Below are 22,882 nucleotides of genomic sequence, written 5' to 3'. Positions count from 1 at the left end.
CGCCGCGGCGTGAACAGGATCACGCCGGGCGCCCGGGCGCGGCCTCAGGCCGGCGCGGTGACGCTGAAGCCCACGCGCGTGCGGCCGCCGCCCGATTCGGCCGCAGCCGCGCCGTCGTGCATGCGCGCGATGGCGGCCACGATGGACAGACCCAGGCCGTGGTGCGGCTTTTCGAGTTCGCAGCGCGAGGCGTCGCTGCGGAAGAAGCGGTCGAACAGGCGCGGCAGGTGCGCGGCCTCGATCTCGGGGCCGGTGTTTTCCACCCACAGCCGCGCGCCGTGGTCGCCCTCGCGCAGGATGCGCACGCACAGGCGCGAGCCCGGGTCGGCGTAGCGGATGGCATTGCCCAGCAGGTTGGACAGCGCGCGCTTGAGCAGGGGCTCGTCCACCGAGAGCATGGCATCGCCCTCGATGTCCATGCCCAGCCCGGCCTCTTCCATGGGCGCCTCGTGAAACTCCACCACCTGGCGCACCAGCTCGGCCAGGCTCACGGGCGCACCGCGCCGCGCCTTCACGCCGCGGTCGGCCTGGGCCAGGAACAACATGTCGTTGACGATGCCCGCCATGCGCTGCAGCTCTTCGAGGTTGGACAGCAGCACCTCTTCGAGCTCGGCCACGCTGCGCTCGCGGCTCAGCGCCACCTCGGTGTGGCCGATGAGGTTCGCCAGCGGCGTGCGCAGCTCGTGCGCGACGTCTGCGTTGAAGCCTTCGAGCTGCACGTAGGTGCGCTCCACGCGCTGCATGAGGCCGTTGAACTGCTCGATCAGCGGCTGCAGCTCTTCGATGGGCACGGGCAGCGACAGGCGCTGGTTGGGACGGCTCGCGTCGATGGCGCGCGTTTGTGCGGCGAGGTCGGCCAGCGGGCGCAGGCTGCAACGCACGCGCCAGAAGGTGGCCCAGGCCACGAAGGCGCCGCCGGCCAGCGTGGCGCCGATCAGCAGCAGCGCCATGCGCCGGCCGTGTTGCGCGTCGCTGGTGCAATCGAGCACCACGCGGCCCTGCAGCGGCTCGCCGCCGCCGGCGCGCGGCACCGCGAAGCGCAGCTCGCGCGAAGGCGCGCGCTGCGGGTCGAAGGTGGGCGAAGGGTCGCGGTAGAGCTCGGTGCCGTCGGCGCGCAGCATCTGCACGAAAGTGCCGGGCTGGCGCTCGCCGAGCCAGGCGAGCTTGTTCGCCATCGCGCGCTCGCCGCCCTCGGCGTCGGCGGTCTTGAGCACGTCCACCAGCACCGCCGCGTAGCCGCGCAGGTGCTCTTCCTGCTTGCTCTTGAAGAGCATGAAGGTGGCGAAGTAGATGCTGGCCAGCAGCACGCCCAGGCCGATGATGGTCTGCAGCGCGAGCAGCAGCGACAGCCGCTTGCCGATCGAGTAGACGCAGGCCGTGGGGGCGGCGGCGCCGCTGCCTTCTGCCGCGGGCGCGGCCGCGGGCAGCGGCGTGTTCAGGGTTTGGGTGTTCATGCCGTGCGGTCCTCCAGCACGTAGCCCATGCCGCGCACGTTGTGCAGCAGCTTGGGCCGGAAGGGATCGTCCATCTTGGCGCGCAGGCGGCGGATCGCCACCTCGACCACGTTGGTGTCGGAGTCGAAATTCATGTCCCACACCTGCTCGGCGAGCGTGGTGCGCGAGAGGATCTGGCCCTTGCGCCGCGCCAGCAGCGCCAGCAGCGAGAACTCCTTGGCCGTGAGCTCGAGCCGCTGGCCGTCGCGCCAGGCTTTGCGGCCGATCAGGTCCATCTCGAGGTTGCTGATGGTGAGCTTGGTGTTGCTGCCCTCGCTGCTGGCCGGGCCGCGGCGCAGCAGCGCGGCCACGCGGGCCAGCAGTTCGGAGAACGCGAAGGGCTTGACCAGGTAGTCGTCGGCGCCGGCCTGCAGGCCGCGCACGCGGTCTTCCACCAGGTCGCGCGCGGTGAGCATGAGCACGGGGGTGTTGCGCTTCTCGCGCAGTGCCGCGAGCACGCCGAAGCCGTCGACGCCGGGCAGCATGATGTCGAGCACGATGAGCTGGTAGTCGCCCTCGGTGGCCAGGTAGCGGCCTTCGATGCCGTCGCGCGCGACGTCGACGGTGTAGCCGTCTTCCGTCAGACCCCGTTTGACGTAATCGGCCAGTTTGGCTTCGTCTTCGATGACCAGGATGCGCATGTCAGGGTGGCAGCAGCGTGGGGCGGCGCGCACTTCGCGCCATGCGAAATTGTCACGGAAAGTGCGCGGGCGCTGGGTTACCGATCCGTAATTCTGGCGTTCGGAAGATGACAGACCCGGTTTTTAAAGTTCTGTCCATGCCGGGAAACAAACGGCATCTGGTGTCTCCTCCCCTCCAACTGTCGTCTCCAAAGGAATTCCCATGAAAGCCGCTCTTCTGCCCATCGCCTTCGCCCTGACCGCCGGTGCCGCCTTCGCCGAAGGCCCGCTGCAAGGCAACGAAGTCTTCAACTTCCAGTCGCAACTGACCCGCGCCGAGGTGCAGGCCCAGGTGGCCCCCGCCTACAAGGCCGACGTGATCGCCCGCGGCGAAGCCAGCCCCTCTCAAGCCCAAGCCACCGTGGTGGCCAGCGGCCTGAGCCGCGCGCAAGTGCAGGCCGAGGCCGCCGAAGCCTACCGCCTGGGCCTGGTGGCACAAGGCGAAATCCTGCCGGTGCCGACCGCCGCGCAGAACGAACAGATCCGCCTGGCCGGCCAACGCGCCGTGCAAGGCAACGCCGTGGTGCAGGCCCCCGCCGCCACCAGCGTCAACTGAGCATCGGCCGGGCGTGCCCGGCTGTTGTGTTGTCTCCTCCAAGGTATGGATTTGAAGGGCTGCCCTCGGGTGGCCCTTTTTTTTGAGCACCCGAGGGCAGCCCTTTTTTTTTCGGGCCGCCCGAGGGCGGGTTTTGCGTGTCAGAACTTCAGGCGCGCGCCCACGTACAGCGAGCGCGGTTCGCCCGACGTGAGGATGGCGTCGTTGGCGGCCGCCTGGTCGCGCACGCTGAAGTACGACACGTAAGCGCGGTCCGCGAGGTTGCGGGCCTCGGCGAACACCTCCCAGCGCGCGGCGGTGTAGCCCGCGCGCAGGCCCCACAGCGCGTAGCCGCTGACCCGGTAGGTGTTGCTGAAGTCGGCCTGGCGGCTGCTCACCAGGTCGACGGTGGGGCCGGCGTAGAAGCCGCTCGCGTGGCGGTACAGCAGCTCGCCCTTGAGCACAGCGCGCGGCGCGGCCGGCAGGCGGTTGTTGCCGTAGGTGCTGTCGTTGCGGAAGCGGAAGTGGTTGAGCGTGAGGTTCACCCGCGGCTCGATGCGGTGCTGGCGACCGGCGCCGATCGCGAAGCTGCCGCCCACCAGCGCTTCCACGCCGGCGTGCACCGTGCGGTCGGCGTTGATCGACAGGCTGGTGCCCGGCGCGGTCGGGCTGTCGCGCGAGAGGATCTCGTTGCGCAACTCGGTGTGGTACAGGGCCAGGTCCCAGTGCCAGCGGTCGCCGCCGTCGAGGCGGTACGTGCCGCGCGAGCCCACCTCCACCACCGCGCCGCGCATGGCGTCGAGCAGGGTGCGGGGCGGGGCGCCGGGCGACTCGTCCTGCAGCTCGTACAGCGTGGGGGCTTCGTACACGCGGCTCAGGTTGGCGAACAGCTGCGTGTCCTCGGTCCATTGGTGGATCACGCCGGCGCGCGGGTTGACCGCGTTGTAGCGGCCCTTGAGCTGGCTGGCCGTGATCTCGCGGCCGGTGGACACCGCCTGCGCGCCGTACACCGCCGTCCACCGGGGGGCGAAATGCCAGCGGTCCATCACGAACAGCTCGGTGCTGTCGGCGCGGTTGCGCACCGCGGTCGACAGCGTCTGCGCGCCGCCCGGCACGTAGCTGTAGTTGCCGCCGTCCACCCGGGTTTGCGCGCTGTTCAGGCCCACCAGCAGCTGGTGGTCACCGAGGCGGCGCTGGTAGCGCAGCGTGGCGCCGGTGGTGCGCTGCTCGGTGTCGATCAGCAAGGAGAAGAACGGCGGCGCGTAGACGATGGGGTGGTAGAGCTGCTGGCGTTCGTGCGACAGGCCCAGCGTGAGCGAGCTGTCGGCGTCGATGGTCCAGGTGGTTGTGTTGGCCACGCGCTGGGTCTGCACATTGAGGCGGTAGTTGCCGCTCACCGCGGCCGCTTCGGCCTGGGTCGGGTCAGCCAGCCACTGCGCGCGCGTGAGGGCGCCGGGCAGTTGCTGCCGGTTGTCGATGCTGGTGAGGAAGAAGCGCGTCTGGAGCTGGTTATTGAGTTGCCAGCCGGCGTTGGCGTACAGGCTCTTGCGGTCCTGCTTCTGGTGCTGCTGGAAGCCGTCGGACTGCCGCGTCTCGGCCGACACCAGCCCGTCGAACGTGCCCGACACCACGCCCGCGGTGCCCCGCAGGTGCCACTGGCCGAAGCTGCCGGCGCCGAACAGCAGCTCGTTGGGAGCGCCGTTGCGCGCGGTGGGCGAGGTGAAGTCGATCGCCCCGCCCAGCGTGCTGGCGCCGTAGGTGAGCGCGTTGGCCCCGCGCGCCACCGCCACCTGGCTGGCGGCCAGCGGGTCGATCTGGCGGTTGTGGTTGTTGCCGTCGGCCGCGGTCACCGGCAGGCCGTCCTGCAACAGCTTCACGCCATTGCCGTCGTAGTTGGTGGCGTCGAGGTTGGAGCCGCGGCTGGAGACAAAGCTGCTGTCGCCGGTGAGGCCGTCGGCCACCCAGATGCCGGGCACGTAGCGCAGCAGGTCGGTCAGGCTCACGACCTTGCGCTCGCGCAAGGCCTCGCCGTCGATCAGCGTGACGCCGCCGGGCGTGAGCGCCTGTTCGGCTTCATTGGCGCGGCGCGCCGGGTCGGCGGCCTCGCTGGCGCGGATGGTCACCGCGGGCAGGGCCACAGTGGGCTGGCCTTGGGCCAGGGCAGGCAGGCTGGCGCAGGGCGCCAGGGTGGCGGCGAGCAGCGCGGCACGGGAAGGGTGTTTCATGGATCGCAAAAGGAGTGCGTGCGCCTGCCCCGGCCTTTCAAGGCGGGCGGTGGCGCGAACAAACGGCACCGGCGCACTGGCGACGGGGCCAGGCCGGTGGACAAGGGCAGAGAAAAAGGCCGGGCCCGCGCGGAGCCGGGCTCAGGCGCGCGCGGGTGGGCCTTGCGACGGCGGCTTGAGCGCGTGCCGCGCGAGCGCGGCGGGCCGGCTGGCCGCGGGCGACCAGCGTGCGCCCTCGACCGGCGGCAGCGAGGCCACCGCCACTGTGGGCCAGGGCGCGGGCGTGGCCGCGGCGGTGCAGGCCTTGGCGCACTGCGCGAGCTGGTCCACGCCGACCGACTCCTTGGCCAGCGCGGCGCGGATCTCGGGCGGCAGCGAGGCATTGGCCTCGGCCGCGTTGCTCGCGCTGCCGCACCAGGCCGCCATGGCGCCGTCTTGCCCGCCGACCATGGTGGCGTGCGCCACCGGCAGGCACAACTGGGCCAGCCAAGCCATCAGGGCCAGGGTCCAGGTCAGTCGGGTGTGCCAGCGGGCGGGACGCATGGCGGCGGATTGTAGGGACCGCGCTCAGGCCGCCGCGAGCCAGGGCGCGAAGGGCATGCCGCGCAGGGCCTGCGCAAAGGTGAACAGCACGAACGCGGTGTACAGCCCGGCGGCGGCCCGCACCCAGCCCACCGCGGCAGGGCCGCGCCAGCGCGCGATCAGCCAGGCCAGGGCCGGTACGCCCTGCATCGCGTGCGTCGCGAAGAAGTGCGGCACGCGCAGGTCGCCCCCATCGCGCGACCAGCCCATCAGCCACAGGCCCGCCGCGTCGCTGGGTGTGCCGCCGACCCAATGGTTGGCTTGCGCCGCCAGCGTGCCGGCGGTCAGCAGCGTCAGCGGCAGGGTGAGGCCCAGGCCCCACACCACGCCGTCGCGCAGCGCGGGTGAAAGACCGGGCCCGCGCGCCCGCGCGACCGCAAAGGCCATGGTCGCGGTGGCCGACGTGAGCACCACCGCCGCGAAGCCCATGGTGCCGTACAGCACCCCGGTGGGCAGGCTGGTGACGTTGAAGTGCGAGCCGGTGCCCAGCGCCGCAGCGCCCGCGATCCAGGCCACTTCGGCCAGCACCGCCAGCACGACGGCGCGTTCGTGCCAGCGCCACCAGGGCCGCGACGTGACGGCCGCCGCGGCATGGCGCGACGCCCAGGCCAGCGTGAGCAGGTACAGCACGAACGACAGCAGGAACTTCAGCGGCTTGATCCACACCGGAATGCCCTGGTACAGGCGGGTGTCGATGGCGAGCGCGATGGCGACGGGCAGGGCCGCAATGGCCAGCAGCACGGCCAGGCCGGTGTAGCGAGGAGAGCTGCGGTGCAGTTGACGGAGCCCAAGCATGGTGTCAGGCGGACGATGGCCCCTCGCATCTGGCGGAGACGGTGAGATTCGAACTCACGGACCCTTGCGGGTCGGCAGTTTTCAAGACTGCTGGTTTAAACCACTCACCCACGTCTCCGCAGACCGCGGATTCTAGTGCGCCGCTTGTGTTTGCAGCAGGCCGCGCTTTTCGATGAAACGCACCACCTCGTCCACACCCTGCAGGGTCTTGAGGTTGGTCATCACCCAGGGGCGGCGCTCGGCGTCGGGGCGCATGCGCGCGGTGTCGGCCTTCATCACCTCGAGGTCGGCGCCCACGTGCGGCGCGAGGTCGGTCTTGTTGATGACGAACAGGTCGCTCTTGGTGATGCCGGGGCCGCCCTTGCGCGGGATCTTCTCGCCCGCGGCCACGTCGATCACGTAGATGGTGAGGTCGCTGAGCTCGGGGCTGAAGGTGGCGGCCAGGTTGTCGCCGCCGCTTTCCACGAACACCACGTCGGCGTCGGGGAAGCGTTCGAGCATGCGGTCGATGGCCTCGAGGTTGATGGAGGCGTCTTCGCGGATCGCGGTGTGCGGGCAGCCGCCGGTCTCCACGCCCAGGATGCGCTCGGCCGGCAGCGCGCCGCTGATGGTGAGCAGGCGCTGGTCTTCCTTGGTGTAGATGTCGTTGGTGATGGCGATCAGGTCGTAGCGCTCGCGCATGGCCTTGCAGAGCATCTCCAGCAGGGTGGTCTTGCCCGAACCCACGGGCCCGCCGATGCCCACGCGCAGCGGGGGCAGGGCTTTGGTGCGGTTGGGGATGTGGTGCAGCGCGGTGGCGTTCATGAGCGGAACAGGCGTGAGTACTGGGTTTCGTGGCGCGCCGAGAGGATGGCGAGCATGGGGGTGAAGGCCTGGCGCTGATCGTCGCCGAGCGCGAGCGCTTCGTCCATCGCGGCGGGTATGGCCTGCGCGAGTTGCGCGAGCAGGCGCTGGCCCGTGCCCTGGCCGAGCGGCACGGCCTTGATCGCGGCCTGCACCATGTTCTCGGCCCAGCCGAAGGCCAGGCCCACGAGCGCCTCGCGCACGGGGGCGTCGCCGTGCGCGGCGGCGCAGGCGCTGGCCACGGGCCAGGTGGGCGGCTCGAGCCGCGCGGCCTGCAGGGCCTGCAGCACGGGCGCACCGAACGCGCCCAGCGACTGCGCCCAGGCCTGCAGCGACTTGCCCATCTGCTCGGCCTGCAGGCGCAGCTCGCTGGTCTCGCGCGTGTGCAGCACCCAGGCGTTGAGTTCGCGCACGCGGTCCAGGTCGTGGACGCGCCAGGCCGTTATCGCTTGCGCCGCCACCGCGAGGTCGCTGCGCGCCGGGCCCAGCAGGAGCTGGTCGACCAGCCAGGGGCCGGCGCTCGCTTCGTCGTGCACCCGGCCGGCGTCGACCGCGGCCTCCAGGCCTTCGGAGTACGAGAAGCCGCCCACGGGCAGCGCGGGCGAGGCGAGCCAGAGCGTGCGCAGCAGCGCGGCGTCAGTGGCCATGGGAATGACCGTGGTCGTGGTCGTGGTCGTGGTCGTGCGCGTGGCCATGGCCATGGCCATGCGAATGCCCATGCCCGCCGTAGGCCCCGCCCTCGGGCTCGAAGGGCTCGCACACCGCCTCCACCGTGAGGTGCATGGCGCGCAGCATGTCGGCCAGCACGTGGTCGGGCTCGATCTTGAGGTGGTCGGGCTGCAGCTCGATGGGCACGTGGCGGTTGCCCAGGTGGTAGGCCGCGCGCATGAGGTCGAAGGCCTGTTCGCTGGCCGGGTGGTCGGGGCAGGCGCTGATGCGCAGCACCGCCTGCGGCGCGGCCACCACGCGCACGAGCTCGCCCTCGCTGCTCACCAGCACGTCGCCACCGCGCACCACGCTGCCGCGCGGCAGGAACACCGCGAGGCCGCGGCCGTCGCTCAGGCGCGCGTCGAAGCGGCTTTTCTGGCGGATGTCCCAGTCGAGCTCGACCGTGGGCGCGCGCTGGACCAGCACGCGCGCCAGGCCCTGGCCGCGGGCGATGCGTTTGGAGGCTTGCAGCATCAGAACAGGAAGTAGCGTTGCGCCATGGGCAGCACGGTGGCGGGCTCGCAGGTGAGCAGCTGGCCGTCGGCGCGCACGGTGTAGGTCTGGGCGTCGATCTCCATCGTCGGCAGCCAGGCGTTGTGCACCATGTCGTGCTTGGTGGCGCGGCGGCAGCCCTGCACGGCGGCGAGCGACTTCTGCAGGCCGTAGCGCTGGCCCACGCCCGCGGCCAGCGCGGCCTGCGAGACGAAGCTCAGGCTGCTGCGCGCGAGCGCGCCGCCCAGCGAGCCGAACTGCGGCCGGAAGTGCACCGGTTGCGGCGTGGGAATGGAGGCGTTGGGGTCGCCCATGGCGGCCAGCGCGATGCTGCCGCCCTTGAGCACGGCAAAGGGCTTCACGCCGAAGAAGGCCGGCTTCCACAGCACCAGGTCGGCCCACTTGCCGACTTCGAGCGAGCCCACGATGTGCGCAATGCCGTGCGCGATGGCGGGGTTGATCGTGTACTTGGCGATGTAGCGCTTGACGCGGAAGTTGTCGTTGCGCGCGCTGTCTTCGGGCAGGGTGCCACGCTGCAGCTTCATCTTGTGCGCGGTCTGCCAGGTGCGCAGGATCACCTCGCCCACGCGGCCCATGGCCTGGCTGTCGCTGCTCATCATGCTGATGGCGCCGAGGTCGTGCAGGATGTCTTCGGCCGCGATGGTTTCCTTGCGGATGCGGCTTTCGGCGAAGGCCAGGTCTTCGGGAATGGCCGCGTCGAGGTGGTGGCACACCATGAGCATGTCGACGTGTTCGTCGAGCGTGTTCACGGTGTAGGGCATGGTGGGGTTGGTGGAGGAGGGCAGGAAGTTTTTCTCGCCCACCACGCGCAGGATGTCGGGCGCGTGACCGCCGCCCGCGCCCTCGGTGTGAAAGGCGCAGAGCGTGCGGCCCTTGGTGGCCGCGATGGTGTCTTCCACGAAACCCGATTCGTTGAGCGTGTCGCTGTGGATCGCCACCTGCGTGTCGGTTTCGTCGGCCACGGCCAGGCACTGGTCGATGGCCGAGGGCGTGGTGCCCCAGTCTTCGTGCAGCTTGAGGCCGATCACGCCGGCCTCGATCTGCTCGCGCAGCGCGTCGGGCCGGCTGGCGTTGCCTTTGCCCAGGAAGCCGATGTTCATGGGCAGGCCGTCGGCGGCCTGCAGCATGCGCTCGATGTGCCAGGGGCCGGGCGTGCAGGTGGTGGCGAAGGTACCGGTGGCCGGGCCGGTGCCGCCGCCGAGCATGGTGGTGATGCCCGAGGCCAGGGCCTCGTCGACCTGCTGCGGGCAGATGAAGTGGATGTGGCTGTCGATGCCGCCGGCCGTGACGATCAGGCCTTCGCAGGCGATCACCTCGGTGCCGGGGCCGATCACGATCGAGACGCCGGGCTGCGTGTCGGGGTTGCCGGCCTTGCCGATGGCGGCGATGCGGCCGTCTTTGAGGCCGATGTCGGCCTTGACGATGCCCCAGTGGTCGATGATGAGCGCGTTGGTCATCACCGTGTCCACCGCGCCCTGGGCGCGCGAGCGCTGGCTCTGCGCCATGCCGTCGCGGATGGTCTTGCCGCCGCCGAACTTCACCTCTTCGCCATAGCCGCCCGCGGCCAGGGTGAAGTCCTTCTCGACCTCGATCACCAGCCCGGTGTCGGCCAGGCGCACGCGGTCGCCCGTGGTGGGGCCGAACATGTCGGCATAGGCGCGTCGTCCGATGGTGGCCATCACAGCTTTCCTTGAATGAGGCCGCGGAAACCGAAGACCACGCGGTCGCCCGCGTAGTCCACGAGCTCGACGGTGCGTTGCTGGCCGGGCTCGAAGCGCACCGCGGTGCCGCTGGCGATGTTCAGCCGCATGCCGCGTGCGGCGGCGCGGTCGAAGTCGAGTGCGCCGTTGGTTTCGGCGAAGTGGTAGTGCGAGCCAACCTGGATCGGCCGGCTGGCGGTGTTCTTCACCACCAGCGTGGTGGTGCGGCGGCCGGGGTTGAGCGTGTGCTCGCCGCCGTCAATGAGGAATTCGCCGGGCGTCATCAATTCAACCCGCCACCAGGCCCCAGGCCATGTTCAGGCCCATCAGGGTGACAGCGGCGCCGGCCACGCGGCCCCACCACACGCTGTGGCGCAGCAGCAGGCGGCCCAGGCCCATGCCCGCCAGGTGCAGCGCGGCGGTGCCGGCCACCATGCCGGCCAGGGCCGTCATGCCCGCCAGTTCCTGGCCGTGCGCGGCGCCGTGGAACAGAGCGAACCCGCCCACCAGCGCCGCGCCCAGGGCCTCGGGCAGCCGGGCGCGCGCGGCCAGCAGCAGGCCCACCACCAGCATGGACGCAGCGATCATGGGTTCGATCGCGGGCAGCGACAGACCGCCCTGGGCCAGCAGCGCGCCAACCAGCAGCGTGAGGGCGAAGGCCAGCGGCGCCAGCCAGAAACGGCGCGTCGTGGTGGCGCTCCAGAGGCCCACGGCCACCATCGCGGCCAGGTGGTCCAGGCCGGTCACCGGGTGCAGAAAGCCGGCGAGCAGGCCGTGGTGGTCGCCCTGGTCGGCGCCCACGTGGGCCAGGGCCAGCGAACCGGTGCCCAGCAGGGTCAGGGTGACCAGGGTCTTCAGGGGGGACGGCGTGTGCTTCATGGGTTCTCCTCCGGGTTCAGGCGATCGGTTGGTGCACGGTCACGAGCTTCGTGCCGTCGGGGAAGGTGGCTTCCACCTGGATGTCGGGGATCATCTCGGCCACGCCGTCCATCACGTCGGCGCGCGTGAGCACGCTGCGGCCCTCGCTCATGAGCTGGGCCACGGTCTTGCCGTCGCGCGCGCCCTCCATCACGGCGGCGGTGATCAGGGCGATGGCTTCGGGGTGGTTGAGCTTGAGGCCGCGGGCGCGGCGGCGTTCGGCCAGCAGGGCGGCGGTGAAGATCAGCAGCTTGTCTTTTTCGCGCGGGGTCAGGTCCATTCGGGCGGTTCTCCTCGTCGGGGCCAGCAGCAAGAGCCGTACCGGCCAAAGGGTAATGGCACGAAAGCTGCACCCGCAAGGCCCGTGAACCCGCCCAGCGCCCTCCCTGCCGACGCCCCGCAGCGCATCATCAAGGTGCGCCGCGACTACAACAGCTGGGTCGGCAGCGAGACCATGGAGGACTACGCGCTGCGCTTCACGCCGCAGCGCTTTCGCAAGTGGAGCGAATGGCGGGTGGCCAACACCGCCTTCGGCGCGGCCTCGTTCCTGATCCTCGAGGCCGTGGGCGCGACGCTGCTGGTGCAGTACGGCTTCGTCAACGCGGCGCTGGCCATCCTGGCCACCGGGCTGATCATCTTCCTCGCGGGCCTGCCCATCAGCGTGTACGCGGCACGCCACGGCGTGGACATGGATCTGCTCACGCGCGGCGCGGGCTTCGGCTACATCGGCTCGACCATCACCTCGCTGATCTACGCCTCGTTCACCTTCATCTTCTTCGCGCTCGAGGCCGCGGTCATGGCCTACGCGCTCGAACTCGCGCTGGGCATCCCGCCCGAATGGGGCTATCTGCTCTGCGCGCTGGTGGTCATTCCGCTGGTCACGCACGGCATCTCGATGATCAGCCGCTTCCAGGTGTGGACCCAGCCGCTGTGGCTGGTGATGATGGTGGTGCCCTTCGTGGCCGTGGGCCTGATGGCGCCCGAGACCTTCCGCAACGTCGTGCACTACGGCGGTGCGAGCGATCTTGGTGCATCTTTCAGTTGGCACCTCTTTGGTGCCGCACTGACCGTGGGCATTGCGCTCATCACGCAGATGGGCGAGCAGGCCGACTACCTGCGCTTCATGCCCGCGCCGCAGCCCGGCCGGGCCTGGCGCTGGTGGGCCGGGGTGCTCGCGGGCGGGCCGGGCTGGGTGGTGCTGGGGGTGCTCAAGATGCTGGGCGGCGCGGTGCTGGCCTACCTCGCCATCGGCCACATGGTGCCGCCCGAGCGCGCGGTCGACCCGAACCAGATGTACCTCGCGGCCTACGAGTACGTGTTCAGCGACTACGGCTGGGCGGTGGCGGCCACGGCGCTGTTCGTGGTGGTGTCGCAGCTCAAGATCAACGTCACCAACGCCTACGCGGGCTCGCTCGCCTGGAGCAACTTCTTCTCGCGCCTCACGCACAGCCACCCGGGGCGCGTGGTGTGGGTGGTGTTCAACACCTTCATCGCCTTCATGCTGATGGAGATGAACGTGTTCCAGGCCCTGGGCCAGGTGCTGGGCGTGTACTCCAACATCGCCATCGCCTGGATCATGGCCGTGGTGGCCGATCTGGTGGTGAACAAGCCGCTGGGCTGGAGCCCGCGCGGCATCGAGTTCAAGCGCGCCCACCTCTACGACGTGAACCCCGTGGGCGTGGGCGCGATGGCGCTGGCCTCGCTGCTGTCCATCGCCGCGCACCTGGGCCTCATGGGGCCCACGGCCGAGGCCTTTTCGGCCGTGATCGCCATGGTCACCGCCTTCGTGACTGCGCCCCTGATCGCCTGGGCCACGAAGGGGCGTTACTACATCGCGCGCCGCAGCGAGGGCGAGGCCGGGCCTTATGCCCGCCTGCGCACCCAGCGCTGCGTCATTTGCGAGCGCGAGTACGAAGGCCCTGACATGGCGCACTGCCCGGCGTACCAGGGGCCGATCTGCTCGCTGTGCTGCACGCTGGACGCGCGCTGCGGCGACCTGTGCAAGCCGCACGCGCGCCTGTCCGAGCAGTGGACCGGCAGCCTGCGCCGCCTGCTGCCGCTGCGCGTGTGGCCCTACCTCGACGCGGGCCTGGCGCACTACCTGCTGATCATGGTGGTGATTGCACCCGTGCTCGCCGCGGTGCTGGGCCTGTTGTACCGGCAGGAGGTGCAAAGCCTCGCGATGGACCTGGGCGGCAACGCCTCGCTGCTCGACGCCGCGCTGCGATCGGGCTTTCTGCGCGTGTACGCGGTGCTGCTGCTGATCGCGGCCACCGTGGCCTGGTGGCTGGTGCTCGCGCACAAGAGCCGCGTGGTGGCGCAGGAGGAATCGAACCGCCAGACGCGGCTGCTGATGCAGGAGATCGAATCGCACAAGCGCACCGACCTCGCGCTGCAGCAGGCGCGGCGCGCGGCCGAACAGGCCAACCAGGCCAAGACGCGCTACATCAGCACCATCAGCCACGAGCTGCGCACGCCGCTCAACAGCATCCTGGGCTACGCGCAACTGCTGCAGGAAGACAGCGGCCTGCCGCCGCACCGCGCGCAGGCGCTGCGCGTGATCCAGCGCGGCGGCGAGCACCTGCTCTCGCTGATCGACGGCACGCTGGACATCGCGCGCATCGAGGCCGGCAAGCTCGCGCTCGACGTCAAGCCCGTGCCCTTCGCGGCCACGCTGGCCGAGGTGGCCGGCATGTTCGAGCTGCAGGCCGCGGCCAAGGGCCTGCGCTTCGTGTACGAGCCGCACGGCCGCCTGCCCGAGATGGTGCGCGCCGACGAACGCCGGCTGCGCCAGATCCTCATCAACCTGCTGGGCAACGCGGTGAAATTCACGCGCGCGGGCCAGGTGCGGCTGCGTGTGAGCCATGCGCGCGAGATGGCGCTGTTCGAGGTGCACGACACCGGCCCCGGCATGAGCGCGGCCGAGATCGAGCGCGTGTTCGAGCCCTTCGCGCGCGGCCAGGGCGAGAGCGTGAACGCCACCGGCACCGGCCTGGGCCTGACCATCGCCAAGATGCTCACCGACCTCATGGGCGGCGAGATGGCCGTGCGCAGCGCGCCCGGGCAGGGCTGTGTGTTCACCGTGCGCCTGTTCCTGCCCGAGTTGCGCGGCGCGCTGCCCGTGGCGCCGCTGCTGGCACGGCCCGTGGGCTACGTGGGCGAGCGCCGGCGCGTGCTGGTGGTAGACAACGAAGAGGCCGACCGCGAGCTGCTGCAGCGCTGGCTCGAACCGCTGGGCTTCGAGGTGCAGCAGGCGCACAGCGGCCTGCACGCGCTGGAGCGGCTCGCGGGCCTGGCGCCGGGCGACGCCGGCGCGCCGCACGCGATCTTTCTCGACCTGGCCATGCCCGGCATCGACGGCTGGGAGACGCGCCGGCGCCTGCGCGCGCTGGGCTGGGGCGCGGTGCCGCTGGCCATCGTCTCGGCCAACGCCTTCGACAAGGGCCTGCACGTGGAACTCGACGGCGAAGACGGCGTGGCCGCGCAGGACTTCATCGTCAAGCCGGTGCGCCGCAGCGAGCTGCTCGCCTGGCTCGCGCAGGCCCTGGGCCTGCAGTGGCTGGAGGCGCCCGCCGAAGCCGCCGCCGCGCCCGCGCCCGCGCGCCCCGAAGCGCCCGCGCGCGAGGAGATCGAGCCGCTGCTCGAACTCGTGCGGCTGGGCTACACGCGCGGCATCCTGCAGTGGCTCGACGACTGGGTGCGCCGCCGGCCCGAACACGCGGGGCTGGCCGCGACGCTGGCCGCGCTGGCGCGCGAGTTCCGCTTCGAAGCCATCGAAGAACGCTTGACCCATGGCGATGCCTGAGCCCGACACCTCCCTGGACAACCCGCGCCTGCCGCGCGGCGAGCACCGCGTGGTGCTGATCGTCGACGACGTGCCCGACAACGTGGCGCCGCTGCACGACGCGCTCGACGACGCCGGCTACACCGTGCTCGTGGCGCTCGACGGCGAAAGCGCGATCCGCCGCGCGCGCCAGGCCCTGCCCGACATGGTGCTGCTCGACGCGCTCATGCCCGGCATCGACGGCTTCGAGGTGGCGCGCCGCCTCAAGGCCGACCCCGCGACCGCGGGCATCCCGGTGATCTTCATGACCGGCCTGACCGAGACCGAGCACCTGGAGAACGCCTTCGCCGCCGGCGGCGTGGACTACGTGACCAAGCCCATCAAGCCGCGCGAGGTGATGGCGCGCATGGGCGTGCACCTCAAGCAGGCGCGCGAGCAGCGCGAGGGCGCGCTCGAACGCAGCCAGGCGCGCCACGCGCTCGACGCCTTCGGCTACGCCACCATCACCGTGCGCGCCAGCGACGGCCGCCTGCTGTGGCAGACCTCGCTCGCGCGCGAGCTGCTGCGCCAGCACTGCGGCACCGAGGCGCCGACCACGCCGCCCGTGGTGCTGCAGTGGCTGCGCCGCCACCTGCCCGAGGCGCAGGCGCAGCGTGAGCCGCCGCGCCTCACGCTGGAGAACGGCCCGCGCCGCCTCACCTTCCGGCTGCACCAGCGCGTGGGCGACGAAGACAGCGATCCGCAGGGCGAGGGCGACTGGCTGATCGTGATGCAGGAAACCTCGAACGAATCGGTGTACGCCGCGCTCGCGAGCGCCTTCGGCCTCACCGCGCGCGAGGCCGAGGTGCTGTACTGGGTCGTCAAGGGCAAGATCAACCGCGACATCGCCGACATCCTGGGCGCCAGCCCGGCCACGGTGAAGAAGCACCTCGAACGCATCCACATGAAGATGGGCGTGGAGACCCGCACCGCGGCCGCGGCCATGGCCATCAACCGGGTGCGGCTGCTCGATGCGCCCGCGGGCTGAGCGCGGCGCGATGGCGGAAAATCCCGCCTTCGCCCGTTTTCGCCCGCCATGCGCCTGCGCTCCAAGATCCTCCTGCTGGCCATCCTGCCGCTGCTGGCCTCGCTCGCGCTGATCGCGCTCGCGGTGCTGCAGCAGGAACGCGCGCTCGCGCAGCGCGAGTTCGCCATGGTCGAGCGCGCCTACATGGACGCGCGGCGCAGCGAACTGCACAACTACGTGGTGCTGGCCGCCAGCACCGTGATGCCGCTCTACGAGCGCCGCCGCGCCCCGGGCCAGGGCGACGACGCCGCCGACCGCGAGCAGGCGCTGCGCCTGCTGGCCTCGCTCGACTACGGCCCCGACGGCTACTTCTTCGTCTACGACCTGCAGGGCCGCGTGCTCATGCACTCGCGCCAGCCCGAGCTGGTGGGCCAGAACCTGTGGGAGCTGCGCGACCCCGAGGGCCGGCCCACCATCCAGCGCCTGATCGCGCAGGCGCGCGCGGGCGGCGGCTTCGTCGATTACCTCTGGCAGCAGCCCTCGGCGGGCAAGATGGCGGCCAAGCTCGGCTACGTGGTGGCCTTCGAGCGCTGGGGCTGGATGATGGGCACCGGCCTCTACCTCGATGGCATGCAGGCCACGCTGCAGCAGCTCGAGCGCGAGGCCAACCGCAACATCGCCACCACGCTGCTGTGGATCGCGGGCATCGCGGCCTTCGGCATCGCGCTCATCAGCGTGTGCGGGCTCGCGCTCAACCTCAGCGAGCAGCGCGTGGCCGAGAACAAGCTGCGCCTGCTCGCGCGCCAGGTGCAGCAGTCGCAGGAAGACGAGCGCGCGCGGCTCGCGCGCGAGCTGCACGACGGCATCAGCCAGGGCCTGGTGTCGACCAAGCTGCTGATGGAGGCCAGCGCCGAGGGCGGCAAGCCGGGCGCGCTCGCGCAGGCGCTGCGGCTGCTCGAAGACAGCCTGGTCGAGGTGCGGCGCATTTCTCACCGCCTGCGGCCTGCGCTGCTCGACACCCTGGGCCTGCCCGCGGCGCTGCAGCACCTGGCGCAGGAGGTCGAAGACGCGAGCGCCGTCCCGGTGGCGGTGCGCATCGAAGGCGCCGAGCGCGAGGTGGCGGCAGAGGCCAAGACCGCGCTGTTTCGCATCGCGCAGGAAAGCCTCACCAACGTGGTCAAGCACGCGCAGGCGCAGCGCGTCGAGCTGGTGCTGGCCTTCGAGCCCCGGGGCCTGCGCATGACCGTCACCGACGACGGGCGCGGCTTCGACCCGCAGGCCGTGCACCTGGATCCCGAGCGCGGCATCGGCCTGCGCAACATGCGCGAGCGCCTGGCCACCATCGGCGGGCGCCTCTCCATCCACAGCGAGCCGGGGCACGGCACGCAGATCGAGGCCCTGATATGAACGAGCCGATCCGCATCCTGCTGGTCGACGACCACCCCATGGTGCGCGAGGGCCTGCGCGCGCGCCTGTCGGGTGTGCCTCGGCTCGAGGTGGTGGGCGAGGCCGGCGACGCCGCCGAGGCGCTGCGCCGCCTCGACGAGACCGACCCGCACGTGGTGCTGCAGGACGTGGGCCTGAAGGACAGCAACGGCATCGACCTGGTGCAGGCCATGCTCGCGCGCCGCCCCGCGCTGTGCGTGCTGATGTTCAGCATGTACGACAACCCCGAGTACGTGCACCGCGCGCTGCAGGCCGGCGCGCGCGGCTACGTGCTCAAGGAGACGCCGGCCAGCGAGGTGGTGGCCGCGATCGAGGCGGTGGTGGCGGGCGGCACCTTCCTGAGCCCGGCGGTCTCGCGCCGGCTGTTCCGCTCGCAGACCGTGCGGCCCATGCTCACGCCGCGCGAGAGCCAGATCCTGAGTGCGCTCGGGCGTGGCGAGTCGAGCAAGCAGATCGCCAAGGCGCTGGCGCTGAGCGTGCGCACCGTCGAGGCGCACCGCCAGAGCATCAAGCGCAAGCTCGGGCTCGAAGGGCAGGCCGAACTCATCAAGTACGCGGTCGAACACGCGCGCGAAGCCCCGTGACGCGACCCTGATACGGGTTTTTACTTAGGTGGGACCGCGTGGTGCATCGCGCGGTGCAACGGATGCGCCAAAGGGGTGCGCTGCCGATACTGCCCGGCGCCTGGCGACCCGGATCGGTGCGGTCGCCGCACACGAGGAGACACGCATGTCTGGACTGGGTCGCCACCTGGGGTGGTTTTTCGTGGCCTTGTTGGGCGCCTTCGCGCTCGCGGCCGTGGCGCTGGGGCGCGGTGAGGCGGTCAGCGCCCTGTGGGTGGTGGTCGCCGCCGTCTGCGTCTACCTGATCGCCTACCGCTACTACAGCCTGTTCCTGGCCACGAAGGTGTTCGGCCTGGACGGCTCGCGCATGACGCCGGCCTGGCGCCACAACGACGGCCTCGACTACGTGCCCACGCACAAGTACGTGCTCTACGGCCACCACTTCGCGGCCATCGCGGGCGCCGGCCCGCTGGTGGGCCCGGTGCTCGCGGCGCAGATGGGCTACCTGCCCGGCCTGCTGTGGATCCTGGCCGGCGTGGTGTTCGCCGGCGCGGTGCAGGACTTCATCGTGCTGTTCATCTCCACGCGCCGCGACGGCCGCTCGCTGGGCGACCTGATCAAGCAGGAGATGGGCACGGTGCCCGGCATCATCGCGCTGTTCGGCGCCTTCATGATCATGATCATCATCCTCGCGGTGCTCGCGCTGATCGTGGTCAAGGCGCTCGCCGAATCGCCCTGGGGCACCTTCACCGTGGCGGCCACCATCCCGGTGGCGCTGTTCATGGGCGTGTACCTGCGCTTCATCCGCCCGGGCCGCATCGGCGAGGTGTCGGTGATCGGCTTCGCGCTGCTCATGCTGGCCATCGTGGCCGGCCAATGGGTGCACGAAAGCCCCGAATGGGCGCCGCTGTTCACCTACGACGGCAAGGCCCTGACCTGGATGCTCATCGGCTACGGCTTCGTGGCCGCGTCCATTCCCGTGTGGCTGCTGCTCGCGCCGCGCGACTACCTCTCCACCTTCCTCAAGATCGGCACCATCGTGGCGCTGGCCATCGGCATCGTGGTGGTGGCGCCGCCGCTGCAGATGCCCGCGCTCACGCAGTTCGCGGGCGGCAACGGCCCGGTGTGGTCGGGCAACCTGTTCCCCTTCCTGTTCATCACCATCGCCTGCGGCGCGGTGTCGGGCTTTCACGCGCTGATCTCCTCGGGCACCACGCCCAAGATGCTCGACAACGAGGTCAATGCGCGCTTCATCGGCTACGGCGGCATGCTGGCCGAGTCCTTCGTGGCCGTGATGGCGCTGGTGGCCGCGGCCTGCATCGACCCGGGCGTGTACTTCGCCATGAACAGCCCGGCCGCGCTGGTGGGCAACACGCCCGAGCTCGTGGCGGCCAAGCTGTCCACCTGGGGCTTCGTGATCACGCCCGAGATGCTCGTGCAGACCGCCAAGGACGTGGGCGAGAACACCATCCTCGCGCGCGCCGGCGGCGCGCCCACGCTGGCCGTGGGCATGGCCCACATCCTGCACCAGGTGGTGGGCGGCAAGGCCATGATGGCCTTCTGGTACCACTTCGCGATCCTGTTCGAGGCGCTGTTCATCCTCACCGCGGTGGACGCGGGCACGCGCGCCGGCCGCTTCATGCTGCAGGACCTCATGGGCAGCTTCGTGCCCTCGCTCAAGCGCACCGATTCGCTGCCCGCCAACCTGATCGCCACCGGCCTGTGCGTGGCGGCCTGGGGCTACTTCCTGTACCAGGGCGTGGTCGATCCGCTGGGCGGCATCAACACGCTGTGGCCGCTGTTCGGCATCGCCAACCAGATGCTCGCGGCCGTGGCGCTCATGCTCGGCACCGTGGTGCTCTACAAGATGAAGAAAGACCGCTACGCCTGGGTCACCGTGGTGCCCGCGGCCTGGCTGCTGGTGTGCACGCTGACGGCGGGTTGGCTCAAGATCTTCTCGAGCGACCCCAAGGTGGGCTTCCTGTCCAACGCCAACCGCTACGCCGACGCGATCCAGCAGGGCGTGCTGCTGGCACCGGCCAAGACCAGCGAGGCCATGTCGCGCATCGTGTTCAACAACCGCCTCGACGCGGTGCTGTGCGCGCTCTTCATGTTCGTGGTGGTGAGCGTGCTGTTCTACAGCGTCAAGAGCGTGCTCAAGGCGCGCGCCGAGCGCCACGCCACCGTGACCGAAACCCCCTACGAGGCGCTGCCCGCCGGCGCTGCGGCCCATGGCTGAGGCCACCAGCGGCGGCGGCCTGCTCGACGAGATCGGGCGCGCCGGCCGCTACCTCACGCAGAGTTTCCGGCTCATGGTGGGCGTGCCCGACTACGGCAGCTACGTGGCCCACATGAAGGCCACGCACCCCGACCAGGCGCCCATGAGCTACGAGGCCTTCTTCCGCGAGCGCCAGGCGGCGCGCTACGGCGCGCGCATGGGGCGCTGCTGCTGAGGCCGGCGCCCGCGTTCACACCAGGGACCAGAAGGGGTCGAGCGCCTGCTCGGCCCCTTCGTCCTTGAGCACCGCGTGCGTGAGCGCGAGCAGCTGTTCGGCCACCCACCTGCGTTCGCACTCGGCGAGGCCCCGGGTCAGCGCTTCCTGCTGCTCGCGCGCGGTGAGGGCTTGCCGCTCGGGGTGCTGGCGCGCCATGCGGTCGATGCCGTCCTGCACCTCGGCCGTCCAGGCCGCGATGCGGTCGAGGTCCTGGCGCTGCTCGCGGATCGCTTCGAAGGCCTCGGGCCGGCGGTGTTGGAGCACAAGGCGCCAGGGCTCCCACTGGATCAGAAAGCCGTTGAAGTGCGCGTTCTCGGCGGCCTTCACGCAACGTGCGGCCTGCTGCACCTCGCGCAGCGAGACCTTGGAGATGCCCTCATCGATGTGGAGGGCAAAGCCCATGCCGCTGCCCAGGTCGAGCAGGCTGTCGAGCTGCGACAGGTAGGCGAGGTGGATCTCCACCTCCTCGACGTCTTCCAGCCGAGCCCCCCGGGCCACGCAGACCGCTTCCACCGCGCGCGTCTTCTCGCCCGCGATCGCCAGCAGCTTTTCCGTGCGGAACGCGCGCCGGGCGTGTGGCAGCAGCGCGGCGGCCAGGGTGCCGGCCGCGGTGGCGTCGCGGCAGGCGAGCGCGCACACGAGCCCCAGGCGCACGCGTTCCCACACCAGCACCACGCGGTCGTCGCAGCGCGCGTCCGCGCCGTCCACGTTCGCCAGCACCGTGCCGCACAAGGCCGGGTCCTGGGTGCAGCGGTCGATCAGGGCCACGAGCTGCGGCCGGATGGTGCGGCGCTGGCGCGGCGTCAGGCGCGCCAGCCGCCCCACCCAGGCGACGAAGTCGGGTGTGCCCAGGCCTTCTTCGATGCGCTGCCAGTGCGCGCTGCGGGCTTCGGCGGGCGGCAGGTCGATCCAGCCGCGCAGCGCCTCGCGCAGGCTCGGGGGATCGGTCTCGAACAGCGGACATTCGCGCGCGGCACCCGGGCGCGTGGCTTCGATCTGCCGCCGCGTGCGCTCGGCCAGGGGGTTGCCGCGCAGGCTCACGGTGGCCGTGGCGGGCAGGGCCCAGAACGACAGGGGAATGCAGGCCAGTTTGTTGTGGTCGAGCTCGATGCGGATCGACGGGTGCAGCTGCTGCGTGTCGAGCGTGAGGTAGCTGAGCTGGCCGTGGCAGGCGCTCAGGCACTGCAGATCGGGGGGCAGGCGGCCGAGCGCGAGGGTGACCGCCGGGCAGCCCTGGAGGTCGAGCGTGAGCGAGGCGAGGCGGCGCGGCGGCAGCGGAGGGAGTTGCTGCAGGTCGGCCATGGGCAGCACCAGGTCCAGCGGGGCGGCCGGGCTTGACGGGCCGTTGCCGCGCAGGTGGGCCCCGAGCTGGCGGGTCATGTGATCCATCAGGCGCCGGTGCAGCGGGTTGTCCCGTCCGCCCGGCAGGGCCTCGTGCAACCAGGCGTCGAGCCGCCGCAGGTAGCGCCGGTCGTGCCAGGCGATCGCCTTCGGCCAGTTGCTGAGGGCGCTGTGCAGGCTGCTCGCCCAGGGGCCTGCGTCGGCGGCGCTGCCGCCGGTCCGCCGGGCGGGACGGCCCAGGCAGCCGGCGACGAACGCGAGCCCGTCGTTGAGGTTCGCCGCCAGCACGCCCAGCTCGGCCGCCAGCAGCCGCGCCTGCGGGTCGCTGGCGTTGTGCGCCAGCACCAGGGCGGACGTGCAGGGCGACACCAGGGCCAGCAAGGGCGCCTCCAGGGGCGCGAGATCGCGGGCGGGCTGGTCCACGGCGATGGCCAGCAGCGGCGCCGGGGCGAGCGCTTGCTGCAGCTGCGCGAGCAACAGGCGATCGCCTTCGCTCCACCCGCCCACCTTGGTCACCAGCAGCGCCACCGGCACGCCGTGCGCAAGGCTGCCCACGACGCGGGCGGGCACAGGCGTGCTCGCCCGCGTCCCTGCAGGGCTTGGGCTCCAGGCGCGCGACACGACGCGGGCCAGCCCGCCGGCATCGAGCTCGTGGGGCCCGATGGTCTGCAGGGTGGACACGAGGCCTGGCGTGTCGTGGCCGGCGTCGTGGCGCCATTCGCGCAGCCAGGCGTCGAGCAGGTGCGCGAGGCCGTCGATGCCCTCGCCCTGGCCGGGGTCGACCAGCACCACGCGCGTGAGCGGGCCCACGCAGCGGCCCAGTTGCTCGCACAGCGTGTCGAAGGCGTCGGTGCCGTCGCCGAGTTGCAGCGTGGCCAGCGTGCGCTGGTGGGCCCGCAGCAGGCGCTGCCAGCTCTGCAGATCGGGGGCCGGCGCCTCGGCCAGCGACACCACCACCAGGTCCGCGGGCGCGTGCGGGTCGGGCGCCGCGGTGCGCGCGCCCGGCTGAGGCACCACGCGCGGGGGCGTGAGGGAGTAGCGTTGTGATCGGTGCATGGGGCGGCTCCTGTCCGCCCGTGGACACGGGCCCGCCACCCCGGTTCCGGGGTTCAGGCCATCGTCATGGGCCGTGGCGGGCCCCGCCGTACGCCACCCGGCGTACATACGCCGGCGGCCCTTCTCCCTAAATTCCCCCTCGACCGCTGCCGAAGGCCCACGCCCCGGGGCGGCCCCCAAATGCCCATCAGTCCCTCAA

20 protein-coding genes and 1 tRNA gene are annotated in these 22,882 nt (G+C 71.2%); 7 read left to right on the top strand and 14 right to left on the bottom strand.

Annotated features, from left to right (window positions below):
- Positions 1-44: 44 nt before the first annotated feature.
- Both G9Q37_RS11255 and G9Q37_RS11250 read right to left on the bottom strand, forming a co-directional pair.
- On the bottom strand, positions 45-1,454 hold the full coding sequence (locus G9Q37_RS11255; RefSeq protein WP_166227286.1) for a heavy metal sensor histidine kinase: 1,410 nt from the start codon (positions 1,452-1,454) through the stop codon (positions 45-47).
- A complete protein-coding gene (locus G9Q37_RS11250) occupies positions 1,451-2,134 on the bottom strand; it encodes a heavy metal response regulator transcription factor (protein WP_166227285.1) in 684 nt (227 codons plus the stop codon). Before G9Q37_RS11250 ends, G9Q37_RS11255 begins: the two co-directional genes overlap by 4 nt.
- Before the next feature lie 202 nt (positions 2,135-2,336).
- Between G9Q37_RS11250 and G9Q37_RS11245 the strand changes: the two genes are divergently transcribed.
- Positions 2,337-2,729 (top strand): DUF4148 domain-containing protein, encoded by a 393-nt coding sequence (locus G9Q37_RS11245; protein ID WP_166227284.1) that lies wholly within the window; start codon positions 2,337-2,339, stop codon positions 2,727-2,729.
- A gap of 140 nt (positions 2,730-2,869) precedes the next feature.
- On the opposite strand, the gene G9Q37_RS11240 is transcribed toward G9Q37_RS11245, so the two are convergent.
- The 11 genes from G9Q37_RS11240 to G9Q37_RS11190 all read right to left on the bottom strand — a co-directional run bounded on the left by G9Q37_RS11240 (position 2,870) and on the right by G9Q37_RS11190 (position 11,272).
- A complete protein-coding gene (locus tag G9Q37_RS11240; protein ID WP_166227283.1) occupies positions 2,870-4,933 on the bottom strand; it encodes a TonB-dependent receptor family protein in 2,064 nt (687 codons plus the stop codon).
- A gap of 141 nt (positions 4,934-5,074) precedes the next feature.
- Positions 5,075-5,476 carry a hypothetical protein gene (locus G9Q37_RS11235; RefSeq protein ID WP_166227282.1) on the bottom strand — a complete coding sequence of 134 codons (402 nt, stop codon included), beginning with the start codon at positions 5,474-5,476 and terminating at the stop codon, positions 5,075-5,077.
- A gap of 24 nt (positions 5,477-5,500) precedes the next feature.
- A complete protein-coding gene (locus tag G9Q37_RS11230) occupies positions 5,501-6,310 on the bottom strand; it encodes a hypothetical protein (protein ID WP_166227281.1) in 810 nt (269 codons plus the stop codon).
- Between the two features lie 30 nt (positions 6,311-6,340).
- Positions 6,341-6,428 (bottom strand) — tRNA-Ser (locus G9Q37_RS11225).
- 14 nt (positions 6,429-6,442) lie between these two features.
- On the bottom strand, positions 6,443-7,114 hold the full coding sequence (gene ureG / locus G9Q37_RS11220) for an urease accessory protein UreG (RefSeq protein ID WP_166227280.1): 672 nt from the start codon (positions 7,112-7,114) through the stop codon (positions 6,443-6,445).
- On the bottom strand, positions 7,111-7,800 hold the full coding sequence (locus G9Q37_RS11215; protein ID WP_240936369.1) for an urease accessory protein UreF: 690 nt from the start codon (positions 7,798-7,800) through the stop codon (positions 7,111-7,113). The genes ureG and G9Q37_RS11215 overlap by 4 nt, the downstream gene beginning before the upstream one ends.
- Complete coding sequence (ureE, locus tag G9Q37_RS11210) at positions 7,790-8,335, bottom strand: urease accessory protein UreE (RefSeq protein ID WP_166227279.1); 546 nt, start codon at positions 8,333-8,335, stop codon at positions 7,790-7,792. The genes G9Q37_RS11215 and ureE overlap by 11 nt, the downstream gene beginning before the upstream one ends.
- The gene (gene ureC, locus G9Q37_RS11205; RefSeq protein WP_166227278.1) at positions 8,335-10,053 is read right to left on the bottom strand and encodes an urease subunit alpha; all 1,719 of its coding nucleotides are present in this window, start codon (positions 10,051-10,053) and stop codon (positions 8,335-8,337) included. Before ureC ends, ureE begins: the two co-directional genes overlap by 1 nt.
- Complete coding sequence (locus tag G9Q37_RS11200) at positions 10,053-10,358, bottom strand: urease subunit beta (protein WP_166227277.1); 306 nt, start codon at positions 10,356-10,358, stop codon at positions 10,053-10,055. The genes ureC and G9Q37_RS11200 overlap by 1 nt, the downstream gene beginning before the upstream one ends.
- Positions 10,359-10,362: 4 nt before the next feature.
- Positions 10,363-10,953: a HupE/UreJ family protein gene (locus G9Q37_RS11195; RefSeq protein ID WP_166227276.1), complete on the bottom strand. Its 591-nt coding sequence runs from the start codon at positions 10,951-10,953 to the stop codon at positions 10,363-10,365.
- 16 nt (positions 10,954-10,969) lie between these two features.
- Positions 10,970-11,272: an urease subunit gamma gene (locus tag G9Q37_RS11190; protein WP_166227275.1), complete on the bottom strand. Its 303-nt coding sequence runs from the start codon at positions 11,270-11,272 to the stop codon at positions 10,970-10,972.
- A gap of 174 nt (positions 11,273-11,446) precedes the next feature.
- On the opposite strand from G9Q37_RS11190, the gene G9Q37_RS11185 reads away from it, so the two are divergent.
- From G9Q37_RS11185 to G9Q37_RS11160, 6 genes are all read left to right on the top strand, one after another.
- Positions 11,447-14,797 (top strand): hybrid sensor histidine kinase/response regulator, encoded by a 3,351-nt coding sequence (locus G9Q37_RS11185; RefSeq protein ID WP_240936653.1) that lies wholly within the window; start codon positions 11,447-11,449, stop codon positions 14,795-14,797.
- Positions 14,784-15,803 (top strand): response regulator, encoded by a 1,020-nt coding sequence (locus tag G9Q37_RS11180; protein WP_420810285.1) that lies wholly within the window; start codon positions 14,784-14,786, stop codon positions 15,801-15,803. Before G9Q37_RS11185 ends, G9Q37_RS11180 begins: the two co-directional genes overlap by 14 nt.
- 48 nt (positions 15,804-15,851) lie before the next feature.
- Positions 15,852-17,189 carry a cache domain-containing protein gene (locus tag G9Q37_RS11175; RefSeq protein WP_166227274.1) on the top strand — a complete coding sequence of 446 codons (1,338 nt, stop codon included), beginning with the start codon at positions 15,852-15,854 and terminating at the stop codon, positions 17,187-17,189.
- Positions 17,186-17,812: a response regulator gene (locus G9Q37_RS11170; protein WP_166227273.1), complete on the top strand. Its 627-nt coding sequence runs from the start codon at positions 17,186-17,188 to the stop codon at positions 17,810-17,812. Before G9Q37_RS11175 ends, G9Q37_RS11170 begins: the two co-directional genes overlap by 4 nt.
- A 145-nt stretch (positions 17,813-17,957) precedes the next feature.
- On the top strand, positions 17,958-20,030 hold the full coding sequence (locus G9Q37_RS11165) for a carbon starvation CstA family protein (RefSeq protein WP_166227272.1): 2,073 nt from the start codon (positions 17,958-17,960) through the stop codon (positions 20,028-20,030).
- A complete protein-coding gene (locus G9Q37_RS11160) occupies positions 20,023-20,244 on the top strand; it encodes a YbdD/YjiX family protein (protein WP_420810284.1) in 222 nt (73 codons plus the stop codon). The genes G9Q37_RS11165 and G9Q37_RS11160 overlap by 8 nt, the downstream gene beginning before the upstream one ends.
- A gap of 15 nt (positions 20,245-20,259) precedes the next feature.
- On the opposite strand, the gene G9Q37_RS11155 is transcribed toward G9Q37_RS11160, so the two are convergent.
- A complete protein-coding gene (locus tag G9Q37_RS11155; protein ID WP_166227271.1) occupies positions 20,260-22,683 on the bottom strand; it encodes an NEL-type E3 ubiquitin ligase domain-containing protein in 2,424 nt (807 codons plus the stop codon).
- Between the last annotated feature and the right edge of the window lie 199 nt (positions 22,684-22,882).

This window comes from Hydrogenophaga crocea (genome assembly GCF_011388215.1).
Lineage (GTDB): Bacteria > Pseudomonadota > Gammaproteobacteria > Burkholderiales > Burkholderiaceae_C > Hydrogenophaga > Hydrogenophaga crocea.
This window is presented reverse-complemented; position numbering and strand designations above follow the sequence as displayed.

Coding starts and splice junctions, on each gene's coding strand:
- G9Q37_RS11255 (WP_166227286.1), bottom strand. CDS start 1,454: ATGAACACCCAAACCCTGAACACGCCGCTGCCCGCGGCCGCGCCCGCG.
- G9Q37_RS11250 (WP_166227285.1), bottom strand. CDS start 2,134: ATGCGCATCCTGGTCATCGAAGACGAAGCCAAACTGGCCGATTACGTC.
- G9Q37_RS11245 (WP_166227284.1), top strand. CDS start 2,337: ATGAAAGCCGCTCTTCTGCCCATCGCCTTCGCCCTGACCGCCGGTGCC.
- G9Q37_RS11240 (WP_166227283.1), bottom strand. CDS start 4,933: ATGAAACACCCTTCCCGTGCCGCGCTGCTCGCCGCCACCCTGGCGCCC.
- G9Q37_RS11235 (WP_166227282.1), bottom strand. CDS start 5,476: ATGCGTCCCGCCCGCTGGCACACCCGACTGACCTGGACCCTGGCCCTG.
- G9Q37_RS11230 (WP_166227281.1), bottom strand. CDS start 6,310: ATGCTTGGGCTCCGTCAACTGCACCGCAGCTCTCCTCGCTACACCGGC.
- ureG (WP_166227280.1), bottom strand. CDS start 7,114: ATGAACGCCACCGCGCTGCACCACATCCCCAACCGCACCAAAGCCCTG.
- G9Q37_RS11215 (WP_240936369.1), bottom strand. CDS start 7,800: ATGGCCACTGACGCCGCGCTGCTGCGCACGCTCTGGCTCGCCTCGCCC.
- ureE (WP_166227279.1), bottom strand. CDS start 8,335: ATGCTGCAAGCCTCCAAACGCATCGCCCGCGGCCAGGGCCTGGCGCGC.
- ureC (WP_166227278.1), bottom strand. CDS start 10,053: ATGGCCACCATCGGACGACGCGCCTATGCCGACATGTTCGGCCCCACC.
- G9Q37_RS11200 (WP_166227277.1), bottom strand. CDS start 10,358: ATGACGCCCGGCGAATTCCTCATTGACGGCGGCGAGCACACGCTCAAC.
- G9Q37_RS11195 (WP_166227276.1), bottom strand. CDS start 10,953: ATGAAGCACACGCCGTCCCCCCTGAAGACCCTGGTCACCCTGACCCTG.
- G9Q37_RS11190 (WP_166227275.1), bottom strand. CDS start 11,272: ATGGACCTGACCCCGCGCGAAAAAGACAAGCTGCTGATCTTCACCGCC.
- G9Q37_RS11185 (WP_240936653.1), top strand. CDS start 11,447: ATGGAGGACTACGCGCTGCGCTTCACGCCGCAGCGCTTTCGCAAGTGG.
- G9Q37_RS11180 (WP_420810285.1), top strand. CDS start 14,784: ATGGCGATGCCTGAGCCCGACACCTCCCTGGACAACCCGCGCCTGCCG.
- G9Q37_RS11175 (WP_166227274.1), top strand. CDS start 15,852: ATGCGCCTGCGCTCCAAGATCCTCCTGCTGGCCATCCTGCCGCTGCTG.
- G9Q37_RS11170 (WP_166227273.1), top strand. CDS start 17,186: ATGAACGAGCCGATCCGCATCCTGCTGGTCGACGACCACCCCATGGTG.
- G9Q37_RS11165 (WP_166227272.1), top strand. CDS start 17,958: ATGTCTGGACTGGGTCGCCACCTGGGGTGGTTTTTCGTGGCCTTGTTG.
- G9Q37_RS11160 (WP_420810284.1), top strand. CDS start 20,023: ATGGCTGAGGCCACCAGCGGCGGCGGCCTGCTCGACGAGATCGGGCGC.
- G9Q37_RS11155 (WP_166227271.1), bottom strand. CDS start 22,683: ATGCACCGATCACAACGCTACTCCCTCACGCCCCCGCGCGTGGTGCCT.